Source organism: Halomonas ventosae (assembly GCF_004361885.1).
Classification (GTDB): Bacteria; Pseudomonadota; Gammaproteobacteria; order Pseudomonadales; family Halomonadaceae; genus Halomonas; species Halomonas ventosae_C.
The window spans coordinates 111,787-132,328 of the sequence record NZ_SNWH01000001.1 but is presented as its reverse complement, the minus strand read 5'-3'; the positions used below and the strand labels follow the sequence as shown (position 1 = coordinate 132,328).

Below are 20,542 nucleotides of genomic sequence, written 5' to 3'. Positions count from 1 at the left end.
CTGCGGGGCTCAGTCGGCATCGTTGACGACGAAGGCCTGGGCAAAGCCGGCCCGGCGCAATGCTTCGCGAACGGGAGCCAGCTGGCCGGCATCCGCCAGCGGGCCGACCTGAACGCGATGCAGGCCGGCGACACTGGCAACGCGCACGGGTTGGGCGATCTCATGCTCGAGACGCGACTTCAGCTGGCGGGCATTGTCGGCAGAGCCCAACGCGGCCACCTGCAGGAAGACACCGCCACCGGAAAGGGACGGATCTGTTCCGGCCAGCGGCACGGCCGAAGGCGAACGTGACGCCGTCTCGGGTCGGAGCGTCTGCCCCCCGCCGCTCAACGGGGATGTGCCATGTTCGGCGATCCAGCGCTCAACGTCGATGGCCTCGACCCTCACCCGACCGGTGCCTTTCTCGAGAATGCCCAGGCGGGCCGCAGCGGCGTAGGAGAGATCGATCTCGCGGTCGCTGTGGAAGGGACCGCGGTCGTTGACCCGCACGATGACCGAGCGCCCATTGTCAAGACTGGTGACGCGCACGAAGCTGGGCAGGGGCAGGGAGCGATGGGCGGCGCTCATCTTGTACATGTCATAGATCTCGCCGTTGGACGTGGCATAGCCATGGAATTTCTTGCCATACCAGGACGCCCTGCCCTGGCGACGATAGCCCTGCGCATCGGCCAGCACCTGATAGCGCTTGCCCCACACCTGGTAGGGAGAGGTGTTGCCTGCACGGGAACGTGCCTCGTGGCGCGGCAGTGCATCGGGTACCTGGGCCACGTCGGGGGGATCCTGGGGATAGGCATCGCCGGACAGGGCATAGCGCTCACCGCTTGATGATGTGGCCGGCAGCGTTGTGGACGCTGCGTCGGTCGCCGGGCGGGTCGTGCCACCGCCCCCGGCACACCCGGTCAACAGCAACAGCAACAGCACGCTTAGCACGGCACAGGTGCGTCTCATGAGCCCTCCTGCGAGCTTGTGTCGGCGGCGTCGAGCCAGTGGGCCTGTCGGCCACGAGCCGCAGCGATCGCCTCGGCGAGCTCGCTGACCGCCATGGCATACAGATGGCTGTGGTTGTAGCGCGTGATCACGTAGAAATTGTGCTCGCCGAGCACGTAGCGCCAGGTGTTCTCATCTGCCTTCAGCGCCACCGGCAGCAGGCGATGATCATCGGCGAGCGACGCCGGAACCTCGAGGCCCGCTGCAGCGAGTTGTGCTGCCGGCACCGCAGGGAGCTGTGCGGCGCCATTGAAGTCGATACCATTGGGCGGCGTGGCGGGCCCCGCGGCCTCATGGTAGATCGGCTCACCGGCGAGCCAGCCATGTTCAGCGAAGTAGTTGGCCACGCTGCCGATGGCATCCACCGGATTGCTCCACAGATCGCGCAGGCCATCGCCGTCGAAATCCACGGCGTAGGCGCGGTAGCTGGTGGGGATGAACTGCGGATAACCCATCGCGCCGGCGTAGGACCCCCTCAGACTGCCGGGCGATCGCTGCTGTTCGAAGGCGATCTGCAGGAAGGCGGCCAGCTCCTCGCGAAAGAACCGGCTTCGACTGGGGTGATGGAAGGCCAGGGTCGCCAGGGAGTCCAGCACCCGATGCCGACCGGTGACCTCACCATAGCGGGTCTCCACACCGATGATCGCGGCGATGACCTCCGGGGGCACACCGTACTCCGCCTCGGCCCGCGCGAAGGCCGCCGAATGCGCCTCGATGAAGGCGACGCCATGGGCGATACGCGGGGCATCCAGGAAGATGGCGCGATATTCGTGCCAGGTGAGGCGTCGCTCGGCGGCGCCGGCCATGGCCTCCAGCACCGGTTGGCGAAATTCGGCGTCAGCGAGGGCGGCCTGGAGCCAGTCGCGGTCGATGCCCGTCGCGGCCAGCTCCTCCACCAGGCGCCGTGACTCGCGATGGTGCTGGGGATCGAAGTCCGTCGCCAGCCCCGCACTCGCCGCGCATGTCAGCAGCGCTCCGGCAAGCCAGGCCATCCAGCGTTTTTGCTGTGGTGACGACACCATCATTGCAGATCTCCCTGTGTCTGCCTTCCAGACACCCCTAGCGCGGCAACAGGCGGCGGTGGGAATGAATGGCCATGAGAATACCGAAACCCGCCATCAAGGTCACGCTGGAGGTCCCCCCGTAGCTGACCAGTGGTAGTGGCACGCCAACCACCGGCAGGATGCCACTGACCATGCCCACGTTGACGAAGACATAGATAAAGAAGGTCAGGATGATACTGCCGGCCAGCAGGCGGCCGAAGGTTTCCTGGGCGGTGCCGGCCAGCCATAGCCCACGTCCCACGATCAGCAGGTAGAGAAACAGGAAGGCCAGCATGCCCACCAGCCCGAACTCCTCACCGAGTACCGCGACGATGAAGTCGGTATGACGTTCAGGAAGGAATTCCAGCTGGGACTGGGTGCCCTGCAGCCAGCCCTTGCCCCAGAAGCCCCCGCTGCCGATGGCGGTGGTCGACTGGATGATGTTCCAGCCTGCGCCCAAGGGATCGCTGTCCGGGTCGAGGAAGGTCAGTACACGCTGACGCTGATAGTCATGCATGTTCATCCACAGCAGCGGCAACGCGGCCGCCACCAGAGCGCTGCATAACAGGATGAAACGCCAGGAGAGCCCGGCCAGCAGGATCACGAACACGCCGGCGATGGTTACCAGCAGCGACGTACCGAGATCAGGCTGCTTGGCGATCAACACCACTGGCAAGCCGATGATCGCCACACAGACCATGAGATCGCGCCAGCGAGGCGGAAGAGGCTGACGGCTCAACCAGGCGGCGACCATCATCGGCATCGCCAGCTTCATCAGCTCCGAGGGCTGAAAGCGAATCAGCCCGGGAATCTCCAGCCAGCGCTGGGCACCCATGCCCATGTCACCGATCAACTCCACGGCCACCAGCATCAGCAGCGCCGCCACGTAGACCGGCGGCGTCCAGCGCAGCAGGGTCGTCGGCGAAAGCTGGGCGAGCCCGACCATCACCGCCAATGCCACGCTGAAACGGATGGCCTGGGCGGTCACCACCGGCAGCCGCTGACCACTGGCGCTGTAGAGCACCACCAGCCCGGCCAGCATCAGCACCAGCAGCATGCCGAGCAGCCAGGGATCCAGGTGGATGCGCGCCCAGAGGCTGCGCCGCCGCGCGATACCGCTCAGCGAGGGCTTCACGGGATGAGCCCGCAGGCCGCGGGTCAGCTCGCTCCAGCTCATCGTCAGCCCCCCGCCACTCGGCTATCTTCCCGTTCAAGCACCTCACGCAGCTGCTGAGTATCCGGCTGATCATCGAGCAGCCAGGCATCGGTCATCGCCTTGGCCAGATGGGCGGCATGGGTGCTGCCCCCGCCGGCATTCTCGACGATCACCGCCACGGCAATCCGGGGGTTCTCCACCGGGGCGAAGGCAATGAACAGGGCATGGTCGCGCAAACGCTCCTTGATCTCGTCGGCGTTGTACTTCTGATCCTGCCCCAGGGAGAATACCTGGGCAGTACCCGACTTGCCTGCCATGCGGTATTCCAGATCCTTGCCAATGCGTCGCGCAGTGCCCTCATGGCCCGAGACCACCTTCTCCATGCCCGAGAAGACGCTATCCCACCAGGCCTGGTTGCTGAGCGTGATGTCGGGTGGAGTATCGGGCAGATCGACAGGAACCTCATGCTCGCCGACACGTAGCGCCAGGCGTGGTTTGACCCAATGGCCGCGATTGGCCAGTACCGCCGTGGCGGTAGCCAGCTGCAGCGGGGTCACCTGCAGGTAGCCCTGGCCGATGCCGACGGAGAGCGTCTCTCCGGGGTACCAAGGCTGATTGAAACGCGCACGCTTCCACTCGCGCGAAGGCATCAGTGCGTCGCTCTGACCCTGGACGTCGTGGGCCACGCGCTGACCGAAGCCAAAGGCCGTCAAGTTGTCGTGAATGCGGTCGATCCCCAATTCATGGGCCAGAGAATAGAAATAGGTGTTATTGGAAACGGTGATGGCACGCTCCAGGTCGACACGGCCATGTCCCCAGCGCAACCAGTTGCGGTAGCGCCGCGAGTCATTGGGCAACTGGTAGTAGCCCGGATCGTAGATCACCTCACTGGGCGTGATAGCGCCCTCCTTGAGGCCGGTGATGGCCATGAAGGGCTTGATCGTCGACCCGGGCGGATAGTGACCGCGGATCGCACGGTTGTAGAGCGGCAGGTCCAGATCCTCGCGAAGCGCGCGATAGGAGGCAACGTCGATGCCGGTGACGAACTGGTTGCTGTCGAACCCCGGCACCGAGGCCAGGGCGAGGATCTCGCCGGTTCGCGGGGCAATCGCCACGATGGAACCACGGCGTCCGTCGAGCAGCTCCACGGCGAGCTTCTGCAACTCGCTGTCCAGCGTCAGGGTCAGGTCCTCGCCCGGGACCGGGTCGGTACGGCCGAGTTCGCGCAGCACCCGGCCGCGGGCGTTGGTCTCGACCTTACGCAGCCCCGCCTGGCCGTGCAGTTCGTCCTCGTAAAAGCGCTCCACGCCAGTCTTGCCGATGAAGTGAGTACCGGCATAGTTGCCGGTATCCAGGCCCGCCAGCTCGTCGGCGTTGATCCGACCGACATAGCCCAGCGCATGCACCATGGTCTCGGCGTCGGGGTAGTAGCGCAACAGCTGCGCCTGGATCTCGACGCCGGGCAGGCGATGACGATTGACCGCGAGGCGGGCGATCTGCTCCTCCTCGAGGTCGCTCATCAGCAGGGCCGGCTGGAAGGGACGCTGGCGCTGCCGGGAGCGCACCCGGAATGCCTTGACCTCCTCAGCGGGAATCTCCAGCAGGTCGACCAGCAGCGACAGGGTGGCATCGAGGTCTTCGACCCGTTCGCGCACCAGGGTGAGATTGTAGGTAGGCCGGTTCTCGGCCAGCAGCACACCGTTGCGGTCATAGATCAACCCGCGGGTGGGCGGCAGCGGCTCGACCCGCACCCGATTCTTCTCGGAGCGCGTGCTGTAGACCTCGTGCTGCACCACCTGCAGATAGAACAGCCGCCCGCCGAGCAGCCCGGTCAGGCATATCACCACCAGCACGGCCAGCAGCGAGCGCATGCGGAAGACGCGCAGCTCCTGTTGCGGATTCTTCAGGGTTTCGCGGCGCCGACGCATGCGCAGTGATGACCTCGGGAGGATTAAGCAAAAAAGCCTTCCACAGCCAAGCTGCCGGAAACGCCTTCAACGGTGATAGGGATGGCCGACCAGCAGCGTCCAGGCCCGGTAGAGTTGCTCGGCGAGCAGGATACGCACCAGCGGGTGGGGCAGCGTCAACGGCGACAGCGACCAGCGCTGGTCGGCACTGGCGGAGAGCGACGGCTCCAGTCCGTCCGGCCCCCCTACCAGCAACACGACGTCACGTCCCTCTTGGCGCCAGGTCTCGGCCTCACGGGCCAGTTGCTCGGTGCTCCAGGCCTTGCCGCCCACTTCCAGGGCGACGAGGCGCTCCCCGCCCTTGAGACGCCCCCGGATACGCTCGGCCTCGAGGGCCGTGGCCCGGGTCATGCCGGCATTCTTGCCACGCTGCCCGGGGACGATCTCCTCGATATCCAGCGTGAAGTCCCTGGGCAATCGTTTGCGATACTCCTCGACCCCGCGCGACACCCAGTCGGGCATGCGTGTGCCCACCGCCAGCAGGCGGAGCCTCATGAACCCTGCACCTCCTCGAGCCGCGACTCCAGGTCGCTGGGCAGATCGGCCCACAGGCGCTCCAGGTCGTAGAGCTGGCGCGTCTCGGGCAACATCACATGCACCACCAGGTTACCCAGGTCGACCAGCACCCAGTCAGCGCCGCCCTTGCCCTCGACACCCAACGGTGCCATGCCCTGTTCCTTGGCGGCCTGGACGACGTTCTCGGCGAGTGCCGCGACATGGCGACTGGAGGTGGCGCTGGCCACCACCATCAGGTCGGTCACGCTGGTCAATCGTGAGACGTCCAGGACGGCGATGTCCTGGGCCTTGATGTCCTCCAGTGCGTCGATCACCAGAATCTTGAGTGCGTCGCTATCCATAAACCCTTCGCGTTAGCCCTTCTTCAGCGGGAAGTCGTTCTGGCCATTGTACCGATTTGACGCCTCATGGGCAGCACTCAGCCATGCCGATAGAGCCCCCGGACGAGCAGATATGCCTCCACGGCCTCCGGCAGCAGGTAGCGCACGCTGAGGCCTGTCGCCAGTCGATGACGCAGCTCAGTGGCCGAAATGGCCATGCGCGATGGCAACCGCAGGCGCAACAGCCTGCCAGCGGGGCGGGCCATCAGCGCCTCGCCCTCCTCGACTTCGCGCCCGGCCAGCAGCTCGACCAGCGCGTCGGGCAAGGCCGCCTGGTGATCGGGTCGATCAATCACCACCACATGGGCCAGCGTGAAGAGTCGCTCCGGCTCGTGCCAGTCGGCCAGCCGCAGGAAGGCATCATGGCCCAGCGCCATCACCAGCCGCGCTTCGTCGCCCAGTTCACGGCGCAACGAGGCGAGGGTGTCGGCGCTGTAGGAGGGGCCGTCACGTTCGAGCTCGCGAGGATCGGCGACCAGGCCCGGCGTGTCACCGATCCCCAGCCGCAACAGGGCGAGGCGCTCGCCGGGCGAAACCCACGGCTCACCGCGCAGTGGGGGCGTGGCGGCGGGCACCATATGCACTCGGTCCAAGGCCAGCGCCTCGCAAAGCTCCACGGCGCTGCGTAGGTGCCCCACATGCACCGGGTCGAAGGTGCCGCCGAGCATGGCGACCCGCGGCGGCGCGGGCAGCTGGCGGTCGGCCCCAACGGGCAGGCCAGTCTCACTCATTGGCGCACCTGGCCGTCGCCCAACACCACGTACTTGCGGGTGGTCAGCCCCTCGAGCCCCACGGGGCCCCGGGCATGCAGACGGTCGGTGGAGATGCCGATCTCGGCGCCCAGCCCGTACTCGAAGCCATCGGCGAAGCGGGTCGAGGCGTTGACCATTACCGAGCTCGAGTCGACCTCGGCAAGAAAGCGACGCGCCAGGCCGTAATGCTCGGTGATGATGGCGTCGGTATGGCGCGAGCCATAGCGTTCGATATGCGCCATTGCGGCATCGATGCCCTCGACCACGCGGATGGCCAGCACCGGCGCCAGGTACTCCGCCTGCCAGTCCGCCTCGCTGGCCGCTGGGATGTCGCCGAGGATCGCCCGAGTGCGCTCGCAGCCGCGCAGCTCGACGCCATGTTCCGCATAGGCACGCGCCAAGCTCGGCAACAGGCTATCGGCCACCGGCGCATCGACCAGCAGGGTCTCCATGGTGTTGCAGGTGCCGTAGCGGTGGGTCTTGGCATTGACGGCGATGGCCAGGGCCTTGTCGGGGTCGGCGCTGGCATCGATGTAGACATGGCAGACACCGTCAAGATGCTTGATCACCGGCACTCGCGCCTCCCGGGTGATGCGCTCGATCAACGACTTGCCGCCACGCGGGATGATCACGTCGACGAACTCCGGCATGCTGATCAGGTGACCCACGGCGGCGCGGTCGGTGGTGGCTACCACCTGTACGGCCGCTTCGGGCAGTCCGGCCTGAGCCAGCCCGGCGCGAATGCAGGCAGCAAGGGCGGCGTTGGAGTCGCGCGCCTCGGACCCGCCCCGCAGGATGGCGGCGTTACCGGCCTTCAGACACAGGCTTGCCGCCTCCAGGGTGACGTTAGGGCGTGACTCGTAGATGATACCGATGACCCCGAGCGGTACCCGCATCTGACCCACCTGAATGCCGCTGGGCCGCGAGCGCAGGCCATCGATCTCGCCGACCGGGTCGGGCAAGGCGGCAACCTGGGCGAGCCCGTCGATCATCGCATCAAGGCGCGTGTCGTCCAGCGCCAGGCGGTCGAGCAGGGCCGATGCCAGGCCGTTCTCGCGCCCGCGGGCAAGGTCTCTCGCGTTGGCGGCCAGCACCTCGCCGCGGGCCTGCTCGAGGTGCTCGGCCATGGCCCGCAGCGCAGCATTCTTGGCCGCGGTGTCGACACGGCGCATGCGGGTGGCCGCGGCGCGGGCATCTTGCCCCAGGCGCTGCATGTAGGCACCGACATCGCTGATATCGCCGATATCGAATGTGGCAGGATCGTGGTCCGAGCGCGAGGCTTGAGCTGTCATGCTGTTGGCTGTCTCCTGGGCCGGCGGCGCCGCTGTCGCGCCGCCGGGGTTATATCGTACCGTTGAACCGCAAGGCGATTCATACTAAGCCACCATGCAGACCAAGTACAAAGTCGGGCGGCTGCGCATCAAACTGCCGGACGATCACCCTGCCTGTCTAACCTCACTCGAAGCGCCGCGCAGGCGCTTATGCCATCACCGTGCGGGCTCGAGCTCATCGGGAAAAAAGCAGTCGATGACTGAGCGCAGACCCGCCAACCTTCACCCCTCACTGCACGACGACGGAGCCCCTCTTGAGTATCGCCGATACCCTCTTCCAGCTAGCCCCCTCGCCGGGGCTATTGCTGCTGATCGTCACCGCCATCGCCCTGGTGGAATCGCTAGCACTGGTCGGTCTGCTGGTGCCCGGCGTGGTGTTGATGACCGCCGCCGCATCGCTTGCCGGCCACCAGGCGATGAGCCTGTACCCGCTGCTCGTCGCCGCCTTCCTTGGGGCGATGCTCGGGGATGGCCTGAGTTTCCTGCTCGGTTACACCCAGCGCGAACGAGTCACTACCCTGTGGCCGCTGTCGCGCCATCCAGAGTGGCTGGCGCGAGGTGCGCGCTTCTTCCAGCGCCATGGTGCGCTGTCGGTGCTGCTGGGACGCTTCGTTGGTCCGGTGAGGCCCGTGGTGCCGCTGATTGCCGGGATGATGCGGATGTCGCCGCGGACCTTCGCCTGGGCCAACCTAGTATCAGCGATACTCTGGGCGCCGGCCTATGTACTGCCGGGTTATCTGCTAGGACGCACCTGGCAAAAGCTACTCGCCGTGCCCGAAGAACTGGAACCCTGGCTGATCGGGCTCGGCGGGCTGGTGGTGGTGCTGGCAGTGGTCTTTTCCTGGGTGCGACACCAGATGACCCGCGAAGGCGGGGTCTATCGGCGGCTTGCCTGGCTCTCGCGGCGCAGCCCCATGGGGCGTCGCCTCTGGCGGCTACTGGCGCCCGCCCATGTGGATGAGCCGCCGCTAGCCTCCTGGTTGCTGTTGATCGTCTCACTGGGCGCCTTCTCTGCCTGGACCCTGGTGGTGATCCACCACGACGGTCCGCTGGCCATGGACACCCAACTGGCGGGCCTGTTACAGACAGTAACCAGGCCCGGCCTGGTCGCAGTCGGTCAGGCGCTGGCACGGGCCGGCGATCTGCTGGGCGTGCTGGCGCTGGTGTTGCCCTGGGCGATATGGCTGCTGTGGCGACGCCAGCTGGCGGTGGTCAGGCATCTCGGCGCCGGTCTGCTCGGCATCGCCCTGCTCAACACCCTGTTCAAGTCCGCCATCGGCCGGGTACGGCCGGATACGCCGGCCTATCTTGCCGACTCCTTCTCCTATCCCAGCGCCCACACCTCGACGGCCGTGGTGCTGTTCGGCATGGCCGCCACCTTTGTCAGCCGCGAGCTGCCCCCGGGGCGGCGCTCCCTGGCCTACTGGGCGGCGATCGCGGTTATCCTGCCCATGGCGCTGTCACGCCTGGTGATCGGGGTACATTGGCTCAGTGACCTGGTCGGCGGCACCTTGCTCGGCCTGGTGGTCTGCGCCCTGGTGCAACTGGCCTGGCAACGCCATCCCCGGCCCTCGTTACGCCCTTGCCCCTGGCATGTGCTGGGTGTTGCCTCGCTGGTGCTGGTCGCGGCCCGTATTATCTGGTTTGCGCCGGTCTAACCTAGCGCCAGCCAAAACCCCACGCCGATCATCAGGGTGCCAGCCAAGCGATTAAGCAGGCGCACGTTGTCGCTGTGCCCCAACAGCCGGCGCAGCGTGCGTCCCCCGCTGGCATAGAGCAGCAGGCAGAGGAATTCGATGGACAGGATCACCGCGATCAATGCCAGCAGTTGGCTGACCAGCGGGCGCGAGGCATCCAGAAAAGGCGGCAGTAGCACCATAAAGAAGGCCCAGCCCTTGGGATTGGCCACCGCGGTGATTAATCCCTGCAGGGCCAGCTGGCCCCGCGCAGCAGGCGGCCCGACGTCCTGCGTCAGGGGGATGGCCATGCGTCCCCGGGAGCGCCACATCATCACGCCCAGGTAGACGAGATAGGCACCCCCCAGCCACTTGAACAGTGCAAAGAGCTCGGGCAGGCGCAACATCAGCGCCGCCACACCGGCCCCAGCGGCGAAGGCCACCAGGCCCACGCCCAGCAGCTCGCCGGCCATCATCCATAGGGTGCGTCTCACCCCCTGAGTCATGCCCAGCACCATGGCCAGGGTCATGCACATGCCGGGAGTGAGCGAGACCAGCAGGAAGGTCGGCACGAACACCGATAGCAGCGAGAGGCTGATCATTCTTCGCCCCAGCGCGGCATCAGGCGATGCTCGATGCCTAATTGGTTGAGGATTCGCGCCACGATGAAGTCGATCAGGTCGTCGACCGACGACGGCCGATGATAGAACCCCGGTGCGGCGGGCAGGATCACCGCTCCCATGCGGGTCAGGGCGAGCATGTGCTGCAGATGGATTGCCGACAACGGCGTCTCGCGGGGCACCAGGATCAGCTGCCGTCGCTCCTTGAGCGCCACGTCGGCGGCGCGCTCGATCAGATTGTTGCTGGCGCCGGTGGCCACCGCCGAGAGGGTGCCGGTGCTGCAGGGGCAGATCACCATGGCCGAGGGCGCCCCGGACCCCGAGGCGACCGGCGCCATCCACTCCTCGCGACCAAAGCAGCGAATCTGGCCGGGCGCCGCCCCACTGCGCTGGGTAAGGACATCGGCCAGCCGTGCAGGTCGTGCCGGCAGTTCGCGGTCGGTCTCGGTGGCGATCACCAGGTGGGCGGCCTTGGAGATCATCACCCACACCTGGTGATCGGCCGCCACCAGCGCCTGGATCAAGCGTAGCCCGTACTGGGCGCCAGAGGCGCCGGTCAGGGCCACCGTGACCGGGTCACGCAGTTCAGTCGGCATGCGCCATCTCCAGCGCCGCCAGCAACTTCTCGTGGATGCCGCCGAAACCCCCGTTGGACATCACCACGATGCGATCCAGCGGCCTCGCCTCGGCAACCAGGGCCGCCACCAGGGCGTCGAGATCCTCGAGCAACCGGGATGGGACCGGGGCTGCCTCGATCACCGGCGACAACGACCAGTCGAGTCCCGGCGGCTGGAACCAGAAGGCCAGGTCGGCGGCCGCAACGCTGGCGGCCAGGCGGTCACGCAGGGTGCCCATGCGCATGGTGTTGGAGCGCGGCTCGATCACCGCCAGCAAACGCCCGCGCGGGGTGGCGGCGCGCAGCCCCTCCAAGGTGGCGGCGATCGCCGTGGGGTGATGGGCGAAGTCGTCGATGACCTCGACCCCCGCCACCTCGCCACGCAGCTCCTGACGCCGTCGTGGCGTCGCGAAACGCGACAGCGCCGCGGCGGCGCGCGGCAGATCGACCCCGCAGACGCTCGCCGCTGCGAGAGCCGCCAGGGCGTTGCGGGCGTTGTGGGCGCCGGTCAGCGTCCAGTCGACCACCGCGTCCTCGTTCACCTCCACCTCGCCGTCATGGCTCTCGTGGATGACCCGGAAGCGCGAACCGTCCTCGCGCTCGAGCTCCAGCCGCCAGGGGCTCGCCGCCGCAGTGCCAAAGCGCTCCAACGGGGTCCAGCGCCCCATCTCGAGCACTCGCTCCAGGGCCGGCTCGCCATCGGCGACCAGTAGCCGGCCCCGTCCAGGTACGGTGCGCACCAGGTGGTGGAACTGTCGCTCGATGGCGGCGAGATCGTCGAAGATGTCGGCGTGGTCGAACTCCAGGTTGCCCAGGATGGCAATCTCGGGGTGGTAGTGGACGAACTTGGAGCGCTTGTCGAAGAAGGCCGTGTCGTACTCATCGGCCTCCACCACGAAGGGGGCCTCGTGGGCGCCGAGCCGAGCCGAGAGGCCGAAGTTTCGTGGCACCCCGCCGATCAGGAAGCCGGGCGCCTGGCCGCCGGCTTCCAGCAGCCAGGCCAGCAGGCTCGCGGTGGTGGTCTTGCCGTGGGTGCCGGCCACGGCGATCACCCGACGCCCCGGCAACACTTCTTCGGCCAGCCACTGGGGGCCGGAGCGGTAGGGCAGCCCCTGATCCAGCACCGCCTCGACCTCGGGATTGCCCCGGGACAGGGCATTGCCGATCACCACCTGGTCCGGCCGCGGCGAGAGGTTGTCCGCCGAGTAGCCCTCGCACAGCACGATTCCCGCCGCCTCGAGCTGAATGCTCATGGGCGGGTAGACGTTGACATCGGAGCCACTCACGGTGAAACCCAGCTCGCGGGCAAGCAGCGCCAGACTGCCCATGAAGGTACCGCAAATGCCGAGGATATGAAGGTGCATGGACGCTCCTGACCGCCAACTTTCGCCGCTTATCGCGACAGGGTTGGGCGAGACTAGCATGGTGCCAGGCGCCCCTCCAGCTTGCCCCTGGCAAGCATAAGCCAAAGAAGCTGGCCAGGTGCGCAGGAGCGCTCGACAAACTCGCCTCGAGCGACTCGGCCCACGGCACTGGATCGCAGCGCTCGGGTGCAGGGCGATAGGGTTTCGGCTAGAATCCCCCACTTTCCTCCCCACTCTCATCGCAGCGACCAGGAGCAGGTAAGCCCCATGGCCCAGCATAACGCCTTCTATGCCCAGTCTGGCGGCGTCACCGCCGTGATCAACGCCAGCGCCTGCGGCGTGATCCAAGCCTGCCGCCGCCATCCGGACCGGATCGGCAAGGTCTATGCCGGCCACAACGGCATCATCGGCGCCCTCACCGAGGATCTGATCGACGTCAGCCAGGAGTCGGAAGAGACCATTGCTGCCCTGCGCCACACGCCCGGCGGCGCCTTCGGCTCCTGCCGTTACAAGCTCAAGGACATCGAATCCCACCGCGCCCACTATGAACGGCTGATCGAGGTCTTCAAGGCGCACGACATCCGCTACTTCTTCTACAATGGCGGCGGCGACAGCGCCGATACCTGCCTCAAGGTCTCGCAGCTCTCTGAGAAGCTCGGCTATCCGCTGACGGCCATCCACGTGCCCAAGACCGTCGACAACGACCTGCCCATCACCGACAACTCGCCGGGCTTTGGCAGCGTGGCCAAGTACATCGCCACCTCAACCCTGGAGACCTCGCTGGACATCGCCTCGATGTGCGCCACTTCCACCAAGGTCTTCGTGCTCGAAGTCATGGGGCGCCACGCCGGCTGGATCGCCGCCGCCGGGGCGCTGGCTGGCCAGGGCGAAGATGAGCCGCCGCACCTGGTGATCTTCCCCGAGGTGCATTTCGACCGCGCCAGGGTGATGGCCCGGGTGGAAGAGTCGGTCAAGACGTACGGCTACTGCGTGATCGTGATCTCGGAAGGCGCACGCTACGAGGACGGCACTTTCCTCGCCGACGCCGGCAACACAGACGCCTTCGGTCACCGCCAGCTGGGTGGCGTGGCGCCGACCCTGGCCGGCATGGTCAAGCAGGATCTGGGCTACAAGTACCACTGGGCGGTGGCCGACTACCTGCAGCGAGCCGCCCGTCACCTCGCCTCGAGGACCGACGTCGAGCAGGCCTACGCGGTGGGCGAGAAAGCCGTGGAGCTGGCCATCGCCGGCAGAAACGCGATGATGCCGGCGATCAAGCGCGTCAGTGACAGCCCCTACGAGTGGCGCATCGAGGCGGCTGCGCTAGCCGAAGTCGCCAACCGCGAGAAATTCATGCCGCGGGAGTTCATCCGCGAGGACGGCTTCGGCATCACCGCGGCCTGCCGCCAGTACCTGTCGCCGCTGATCCAGGGCGAGGACTTCCCGCCCTTCGAGAACGGCCTGCCGAAGGTGGCGCACCTCAAGCGGGCGCGGGTCACGCGCAAGCTGACCGAGTTCACGATCTAACACGCTTCCTGCTGTGAGGGGGCCGTCACGGTAACTCCGAATGAAACCTGGCTTACCGCAACAACCAGGAGAACACCAGCAACAGCAGCAGGATGCCCGCCACGCCTTGCCAGAAGCGGGTCGACTCCTGTCGCCTGGGCTTCTCCTCCACCACGTCACGGCCTGGGTCCCGCAGCGGGCGCAACGCGCAACGGAACTCCGACATGCGCCGATAGCGCAGCGCACGCTGGGGGTCGAGGGCGCGGCGCAGTGCCGCGTCCAGGGCCACGGATACCTGTGGATTGAAAGTGCGAGCACTGCGGTAGGTGAGCTGTTCCAGATCGGTATGGCTACGCAGCCGGTTTGGTGCCAGCGCATAGGGCAGCTCGCCGGTAAGCAACCAGTAGATGGTCGAAGCCAGGGAGTACTGGTCGCTGCGTCGACCGACATCATCCTCCAGCGCATACTCCGGCGCGCTGTGCTCGGTGACCCCGAGCTGTCGGACCAGCTCCCTGGAGCGGCGATGGCCTTCTCCGTTGCGCAGGTGGCAGGCACTGAAATCGGCCAGCACCACCTGGCCATGCACATCGATCAGCACGTTGTCGGGGTGAATGCGCTGATGCAGCAGGTCGCGGTGGTGCAGGGCCTGCACCGCCTTGACCAGCTGATTGGCGATGTCGAGGCGCTGCTCGAGGCTCGCCTGGGGATGGCGCCGGGCCCACTCGATTAGGGTCTCGCCCTTGACGTGGGCCATCAGATAGTAAAGATAGCGCCGCGGCCGCGAGGACTGCATGATGCGCACCACGAAGGGCGATTTGACGCGCTCCACCACCCATTGCTGCAACAGGAAGTGCTCTAGGTAGGCGTTACGGCTGGAGAGCTCGGGACTCGGCGCCTTCATCACCATCTCGCGGCTGCTGTGCAGGTCGCGAACATGGTAGACCCGCGATTGGGCCGTGCGCGAGAGCACCGACAACACCTCGAAGCCATCGAGGCGATCGCAGGGCGAGAGCTCGGGAGGAATCGGCAGGTCACCGTAGACGCGGCCGAGCTTGTCCTCAGAGGCCTCATCGGGCAGGGCGTCGATGCGGACCAGCTGGAAACAGAACTGATCGCTGCCGTAGCCCCGCGCCTGAGCGCGCTCGCGCGCCGCCGCGCTCAGGCGTTCGCAGGCAGCATCCAGGTCGCTGGCATCCTCGCGGATCAGTCGCACATAGTCCGAGGGCATCAGGGTGCCTTGCACAGGCTGGGTGGTAAACAGAAAGATGTCGCCCTGCTTGAGCGCCATGCTGGCGTAATCGATCTCCAGCCCACTGTCCATGCCCATCGCCCGGGAGGGGTAGCGATAGCCGCCCAGGTCGGTGACATGGTCCCGGGAGAGCTGCTCGAATTCGGCGCCGCGCAGACGGAACACCAGGGTATCGCCCACGTGAAAGAGGTGCGCCTCGCGACCACGGTAGATCATGGCGGAGAATGAGCAGACATAGCTGCCGTCCGATATCTGGCGATTGTGGCTGAAGCACCAGGCATTCAGCGCTCTGAGCACGCGGGTCGCCGAGGTCTTGACGTCCCAGTGATCGGGAGTCGAAAAGTAGTCGGCCAGAAAGCCCTTCACGCTGAGATCTCCCGCCTGCTTGGCCAGGTGGTTACGTGAGGTGGCGTCGCTGATCAGCGCGCAGGCACCCTTCGCGGCGAGCAGGGGGGGCTCGGGGAAGCGCACCGCCATCGAGCTGCGATGCCGCCGCCGATCAGGCGCCACGAAGGCCTGACCGAAGCTCAGTGACAGGTCCACGGGTGTCAAAGGCAATCTCCCTAGCCATCGTGGCGAGCCGCCGGACATCGGCAGGCGCCTTCAATCGGAGCACCATGATACACCCTGCCCTGCCGACTGGCTCCTCGACCAAAGACCCGCTTGTCACCTCAGGTCGATTGGTAATCCCCGCGTCGGCTTCGTATAATTCGGCGGATTTTGCGCCTGCCTGATTCGCCAAGCCTGAATGTGCCAAGCCTCAATTTGCCAACCCAAGGAAGCGACGATGAACCTCGACAACATCCCCGCCGGCAAGGATCTCCCCAACGATGTCTACGTGGTGATCGAGATCCCGGCCAATCACACACCGATCAAGTATGAGATCGACAAGGACATGGGTGCCCTGCTGGTCGACCGCTTCATGGCCACCCCGATGTTCTATCCGGCCAACTACGGCTTCATCCCGCACACCCTGGCCGACGACGGCGATGCCCTGGATGCCCTGGTGGTCACACCCTACCCGGTTCAGCCCGGGGCAGTGATCCGCGCTCGTCCGGTGGGCATCCTCAACATGACTGATGAGGCCGGCGAGGACGCCAAGCTGATATGCGTTCCGCATCCCAAGCTCTCGAGCCAGTATGACGAGGTGCAGGAAGTCACCGACCTGCCCGAGCTGCTGCGCCAGCAGATTGCCCACTTCTTCGAGAACTACAAGGATCTTGAGAAGGGCAAGTGGGTTAAGGTGGAGTCCTGGGAGGGTAACGAGGCAGCCTGCAAGGCTATCGAGAAGGCCGTGGCCGCCTACGAGAAAGCCTGATCCTGAATCGGCGGTCACCACCAGCCGCCACAGACGCCAACCGGCCGCCTCTGGGCGGCCGGTTGGCGTCTGTGGATACCCGCTGCCATCAGTTCGGCGACGACGGAGACGTGGCGTTCGGCTCGGATGCGCTGTCGCCGCTGCCCTGCCCCGCCGTCTCGACGGGCGTGTCACCCTTCCCAGCAGACGCCTCGCCGCCAGCGGCCCCTTGTCCAGCGTTCTCTCCCTTAGCGGAGGCAGAACCGTCGCCGGTATCGATGGGCGGTTGTTCACTGGCATTCTCGCTGGGCTGCGCCTTACTCCCGGGCGATTCGCTGGTCGTCGGCGCGGAGACAGCCGTTACCTCGCCGAGGGACGTGGTGATCTGGCGAGCCAGATCCCGGGCACGCACCAGGTAGTTAGCCAGTACCAGCGAATGATTGGCGAAGATGCCGAACCCGGAGCCATTGAGTACCAGCGGGCTCCACAGCCGGCGCTGGCTGCTCTGGAGTTCGGCGACCAGCTGTTCCCAGCGCTTGCTGACTCCGGCCGAGGCCAGCACGTCAGCCTGATCCCGGCGCACCGCCTCGAGCAGATGCATCAAGGCCCATGCCTGACCGCGCGACTCGAAGAACACATCATCGACCCGATACCAGGGCGTTCGCGCCGGCAGCGCCTCGGTGTCGATGTTCAGGTCACGCAATTCATCACGACTGCCAATACTCGCGGTGAGTCGTCGGCCCAGTTCGTCCAACGAGCCGGTGATCGCCTCCAGCCAGGCGGTCAGGCCCTGCCCCTGATTACCGAATGCGGCGTCACCGCCCTCTCCCAGCGAATCAAGATAGTCCTTCAGGCCGTCAAGAGCCTGTGCCAGGTGCTTCTCGGTGCCGGGATAAAGCCAGTCGCGGCTGTCGGTCATCAGGCGCGCTTTCACGGTCTGAAGTTGTGGCGCCGATGTCTGTTCCATGGCGGGTAGCGACCGCGCGAGTCGGCGAGCCTGGCTAAGCACGCCCAGCTCCCAGGCCGGCATGTTGTCGAGCCACAGCCCGGGCGGGGCGAGATCGTTACGCAGATACCCGCCCGGCTTCTCCAGCAGGGTCTCGACCAGGGTCATCAAGGCAGCGGTGGTCACGGCGCCGCGGGCCGCTGTGCTGCCCGAGGATGCGCCACGCTGTTCAACGACGGCCTGCTCCACGTCGAAGCTTGCCGGGGTACGGCTCCACCAGATGCCCAGCCCCAGACACACCACCAGATAGATCACCAGCAGGGCCAGCAGCGGCTTCCAGATCCAGCCATACTCCGGACGCTCGAGTGCGTTATTGCGACTGCGGCGCCTCGCGGCACCCTTTCGAGTCAATGCCATGATCACGGTTCCTTGGTGATGAAAGCGTCCGGCGGCGCGACAATCCAGCGCAACCTTCCGGGCAGGAGGCCATCAACAACGTCCTGCTTCTGCGATATCCTAGCAGCACCTCGGCCGCAAAGCCGATGGGGAACATGCCCTCGAGAAAGGGATCGAATCTTGCTCACCTCACCCACGAGTTCATGCAACGAGGAAAAGCCGTGTCGATCATCCTGCGTCTCGCCCTGCTGTTCACGCTGCTGCTCCCGCTTTGCGCCCAGGCGCAGTGGCTCTCCCAAAACGATGACTCGACGTTTCTGCCAGTGCGTGAAGCCTTCCAGCCCAGCGCCTGGCACGATGGCGAGACCCTCTTCGTCAGCGTCGAGAATGCCGAGGGCTACTATCTTTATCGCCACCAGTTCGCCGTCGAGACCGACGTGGGAGGTCTCGAGCTAGGCAAGCCCGAGCTCCCTCCGGGGCTGGCGAAGAGCGACGAGTTCCTAGGCGATGTTAACGTCTTCTATGATAGCGTGGTCTTCGAGGTACCCCTCGAACCGGGCCACCAGGGTCCGCTGGACATCACCCTGACCTTCCAGGGCTGCGCCGATGCCGGCCTGTGCTATCCACCGGAACGCGTCGAGCTGACCGCCGCCGAGGGCGCGGCACCGGCGGCTTTCGCCGGTTGGACGTCGCCTGGAGAGGCCACCGGGCGCGATAGGGCCATTGCCGGCAATGCGGCCAGCGACGCCGCCCCGCGAAGCGAGGATGGTCGCTTCCGGTCCCTGATGGCCGAGGCCAGCCTGCCGCTGGTGCTTGGGCTCTTTTTCCTCGCCGGCCTGGGGCTGACCTTCACGCCCTGCGTGCTGCCCATGGTACCGATTCTCTCCGCGATCATCGTCGGCCAGCATCCAAGCCGGTCCCGCGCCTTCTTCCTTTCGGTCAGCTACGTGGCCGGGATGGCCCTGACCTATGCCGCCGTGGGTGTGCTGATGGGACTCTTCGGCGCCGGACTCAACCTCCAGGCGAGGCTGCAGTCGGCTCCCGTGCTGATCACCTTCGCCGTGCTCTTCACCCTCTTTGCGCTGGCCATGTTCGGCAGCTTCGACTTGCGCCTATCGCCCCGGCTGGCCGGCCGCATCGATGCCTGGCAGACCCGTGCCCAGCGCAGCGGACCCGCCGGCCTGGCCCTGGCCGGGGCACTATCGGTGCTGGTGGTCTCTCCCTGCGTCTCGGCGCCGCTGGCCGGCGCCCTGGTGTTCATCTCGACCAGCGGCAATGCGCTGATGGGGGGAGCCGCACTATTGGCACTGGCCCTGGGCATGGGGGTTCCTCTGCTGCTGGTGGGCACCTTCGGCACCACCCTGCTGCCCCGTTCCGGGGCCTGGATGAAGGGTGTCAAGGCCGCCTTCGGCATCCTGCTGCTGGGGGTCGCCATCTGGCTGGTGGAGCGTCTACTGCCGGGCAGCATCGCGCTGCTGCTGTGGGCCGGTCTTTCCATCGGCAGTGCCTTGGCACTGGGTGCGCTGACCGTCAACCAGACCCAGGGCTGGCCACGAGTCCGTCAAGGGGCAGGCGTCATGCTGCTGGTGTGGGGCATCGCCCTGGTGATCGGCGCATCACGTGGCGGCAATGATCCGCTACGGCCCTTGGCCCCCACCCCCCCGGCGGCCGGCATCGCCACCACGCAAGCGGCCACCGACAAAGACGAGATCACCATCGTGGAGACGCTTGAAGAGCTTCAGGCCTCACTGGCCGCAGGTGAAGCACCGGCCTTCGTCAACTTCACCGCCGACTGGTGCATCTCCTGCAAAGTGATGGAGCGCAACGTCTACCCCGCACCCGAGGTGGCGGGCCAGCTGACCCACTTCAGGCGCATCAATGTCGATGTCACCGACAGCGACGCCCCTAGCCGCGAGGTACTGGATCACTATCAGCTGTTTGGCCCGCCCAGCCTGCTGTTCTTCGAAGGCGGCGAAGAGTTGCGCGATGCTCGGGTGCAAGGCGAGGTGAATGCCGCCCAACTGGCCCGCCACCTGGAAGGTGTGCTGGAGTGGCTGGATCGCCGAAAGGCTGAGCGCGACACGCGGCAAGCCGTCTCGAACACTGTTCCTGACGGCTGGACATCCTAGCCGCTTTTCGTCAGACTCCGCCTTCATCGCTCTTTCATGGTCAATAGATGCCTCAAGACACGTCATCGTGTCGGGATCTATTGCAAGTTGGCCGGGATTGACATCACCCGGAATACGCCCAACCCCATCGGTCGAGACAACGTCATGGATATCCGCAAGGTCAAGAAGCTGATCGAACTGCTTGAAGAGTCCAACATCAGCGAGATCGAGATCCAGGAAGGGGAGGAATCGGTTCGTATCAGCCGCCATCCCAACGGCACGAACTGGCAGACGCCCATGCCCCAGGCGGCCTCGGCAGCGTCGACCACCCAAGCCCCCTCTTCGACGGCTGAACCCGCCGCCGATACCGCGCCAGTCTACAAGGGGCATACCATCAACTCGCCGATGGTAGGTACCTTCTACCGCTCCCCGGCACCCGGTTCCAAGGCCTTCGTCGAGGTCGGCTCGAGCGTCAAGAAGGGCGAGACCGTATGCATCGTCGAAGCGATGAAGATGATGAACCAGATCGAGGCCGATCGTGATGGCGTGATCGAGGCCTTCCTGGTGGAGGATGGCGAACCGGTCGAGTTCGACCAGCCGATGCTCGTGATCGCCTGACGCTCCCCTGTCCT

Annotated in this window: 18 protein-coding genes; 5 read left to right on the top strand and 13 right to left on the bottom strand. The window is 66.1% G+C overall.

Going from position 1 to position 20,542, the window contains the following annotated elements; translation table 11 throughout:
- Positions 1–9: 9 nt before the first annotated feature.
- The 8 genes from DFO68_RS00600 to DFO68_RS00565 all read right to left on the bottom strand — a co-directional run bounded on the left by DFO68_RS00600 (position 10) and on the right by DFO68_RS00565 (position 8,015).
- Positions 10–948: a septal ring lytic transglycosylase RlpA family protein gene (locus DFO68_RS00600; protein WP_133481035.1), complete on the bottom strand. Its 939-nt coding sequence runs from the start codon at positions 946–948 to the stop codon at positions 10–12.
- The gene (gene mltB / locus DFO68_RS00595) at positions 945–2,012 is read right to left on the bottom strand and encodes a lytic murein transglycosylase B (RefSeq protein ID WP_133481033.1); all 1,068 of its coding nucleotides are present in this window, start codon (positions 2,010–2,012) and stop codon (positions 945–947) included. The genes DFO68_RS00600 and mltB overlap by 4 nt, the downstream gene beginning before the upstream one ends.
- A gap of 34 nt (positions 2,013–2,046) precedes the next feature.
- Entirely contained in the window at positions 2,047–3,207 is a 1,161-nt protein-coding gene (gene rodA, locus DFO68_RS00590; protein WP_133481031.1) for a rod shape-determining protein RodA, read from the bottom strand.
- A 2-nt stretch (positions 3,208–3,209) separates the two neighbouring features.
- Positions 3,210–5,114, bottom strand: a complete 1,905-nt coding sequence (gene mrdA / locus DFO68_RS00585) for a penicillin-binding protein 2 (RefSeq protein WP_133481029.1) — start codon at positions 5,112–5,114, stop codon at positions 3,210–3,212.
- Positions 5,115–5,180: 66 nt separating this feature from the next.
- Entirely contained in the window at positions 5,181–5,648 is a 468-nt protein-coding gene (gene rlmH, locus DFO68_RS00580) for a 23S rRNA (pseudouridine(1915)-N(3))-methyltransferase RlmH (protein WP_133481027.1), read from the bottom strand.
- The gene (gene rsfS / locus DFO68_RS00575) at positions 5,645–6,010 is read right to left on the bottom strand and encodes a ribosome silencing factor (RefSeq protein ID WP_133481025.1); all 366 of its coding nucleotides are present in this window, start codon (positions 6,008–6,010) and stop codon (positions 5,645–5,647) included. The genes rlmH and rsfS overlap by 4 nt, the downstream gene beginning before the upstream one ends.
- Before the next feature lie 77 nt (positions 6,011–6,087).
- On the bottom strand, positions 6,088–6,780 hold the full coding sequence (nadD, locus tag DFO68_RS00570) for a nicotinate-nucleotide adenylyltransferase (protein WP_133481023.1): 693 nt from the start codon (positions 6,778–6,780) through the stop codon (positions 6,088–6,090).
- Positions 6,777–8,015 (bottom strand): glutamate-5-semialdehyde dehydrogenase, encoded by a 1,239-nt coding sequence (locus tag DFO68_RS00565; protein ID WP_243726384.1) that lies wholly within the window; start codon positions 8,013–8,015, stop codon positions 6,777–6,779. Before DFO68_RS00565 ends, nadD begins: the two co-directional genes overlap by 4 nt.
- A gap of 371 nt (positions 8,016–8,386) precedes the next feature.
- Here DFO68_RS00565 and DFO68_RS00560 point away from each other — a divergent pair, with 371 nt between their 5' ends.
- Positions 8,387–9,790, top strand: coding sequence for a bifunctional DedA family/phosphatase PAP2 family protein (locus tag DFO68_RS00560; RefSeq protein ID WP_133481019.1), 1,404 nt, complete (start codon positions 8,387–8,389; stop codon positions 9,788–9,790).
- Here the strand turns inward: DFO68_RS00560 and DFO68_RS00555 are convergent.
- The 3 genes from DFO68_RS00555 to mpl are packed head-to-tail and all read right to left on the bottom strand — an operon-like array spanning position 9,787 to position 12,408.
- Complete coding sequence (locus DFO68_RS00555; protein WP_208107319.1) at positions 9,787–10,410, bottom strand: LysE family translocator; 624 nt, start codon at positions 10,408–10,410, stop codon at positions 9,787–9,789. The two genes, DFO68_RS00560 and DFO68_RS00555, sit on opposite strands and share 4 nt — an antisense overlap.
- Complete coding sequence (locus tag DFO68_RS00550) at positions 10,407–11,024, bottom strand: flavin prenyltransferase UbiX (protein ID WP_133481017.1); 618 nt, start codon at positions 11,022–11,024, stop codon at positions 10,407–10,409. The genes DFO68_RS00555 and DFO68_RS00550 overlap by 4 nt, the downstream gene beginning before the upstream one ends.
- Entirely contained in the window at positions 11,014–12,408 is a 1,395-nt protein-coding gene (gene mpl / locus DFO68_RS00545; protein WP_133481015.1) for a UDP-N-acetylmuramate:L-alanyl-gamma-D-glutamyl-meso-diaminopimelate ligase, read from the bottom strand. Before mpl ends, DFO68_RS00550 begins: the two co-directional genes overlap by 11 nt.
- Positions 12,409–12,675: 267 nt before the next feature.
- Between mpl and DFO68_RS00540 the strand changes: the two genes are divergently transcribed.
- Entirely contained in the window at positions 12,676–13,935 is a 1,260-nt protein-coding gene (locus DFO68_RS00540; protein WP_133481014.1) for a 6-phosphofructokinase, read from the top strand.
- A 52-nt stretch (positions 13,936–13,987) separates the two neighbouring features.
- Here DFO68_RS00540 and DFO68_RS00535 read toward each other — a convergent pair whose 3' ends face one another.
- Positions 13,988–15,640, bottom strand: a complete 1,653-nt coding sequence (locus tag DFO68_RS00535) for a protein kinase domain-containing protein (RefSeq protein ID WP_432206833.1) — start codon at positions 15,638–15,640, stop codon at positions 13,988–13,990.
- A gap of 310 nt (positions 15,641–15,950) precedes the next feature.
- On the opposite strand from DFO68_RS00535, the gene ppa reads away from it, so the two are divergent.
- Complete coding sequence (ppa, locus tag DFO68_RS00530) at positions 15,951–16,481, top strand: inorganic diphosphatase (RefSeq protein WP_133481011.1); 531 nt, start codon at positions 15,951–15,953, stop codon at positions 16,479–16,481.
- An 88-nt stretch (positions 16,482–16,569) separates the two neighbouring features.
- Here the strand turns inward: ppa and DFO68_RS00525 are convergent, their stop codons facing one another.
- Positions 16,570–17,823: a DUF2333 family protein gene (locus tag DFO68_RS00525; RefSeq protein ID WP_133481009.1), complete on the bottom strand. Its 1,254-nt coding sequence runs from the start codon at positions 17,821–17,823 to the stop codon at positions 16,570–16,572.
- 182 nt (positions 17,824–18,005) lie between these two features.
- Here DFO68_RS00525 and dsbD point away from each other — a divergent pair, with 182 nt between their 5' ends.
- Together dsbD and accB are read left to right on the top strand one after the other, a co-directional pair.
- On the top strand, positions 18,006–19,931 hold the full coding sequence (gene dsbD / locus DFO68_RS00520) for a protein-disulfide reductase DsbD (RefSeq protein ID WP_133481007.1): 1,926 nt from the start codon (positions 18,006–18,008) through the stop codon (positions 19,929–19,931).
- A gap of 144 nt (positions 19,932–20,075) precedes the next feature.
- Entirely contained in the window at positions 20,076–20,528 is a 453-nt protein-coding gene (gene accB, locus DFO68_RS00515) for an acetyl-CoA carboxylase biotin carboxyl carrier protein (RefSeq protein ID WP_133481005.1), read from the top strand.
- The last annotated feature ends 14 nt before the right edge of the window (positions 20,529–20,542 follow it).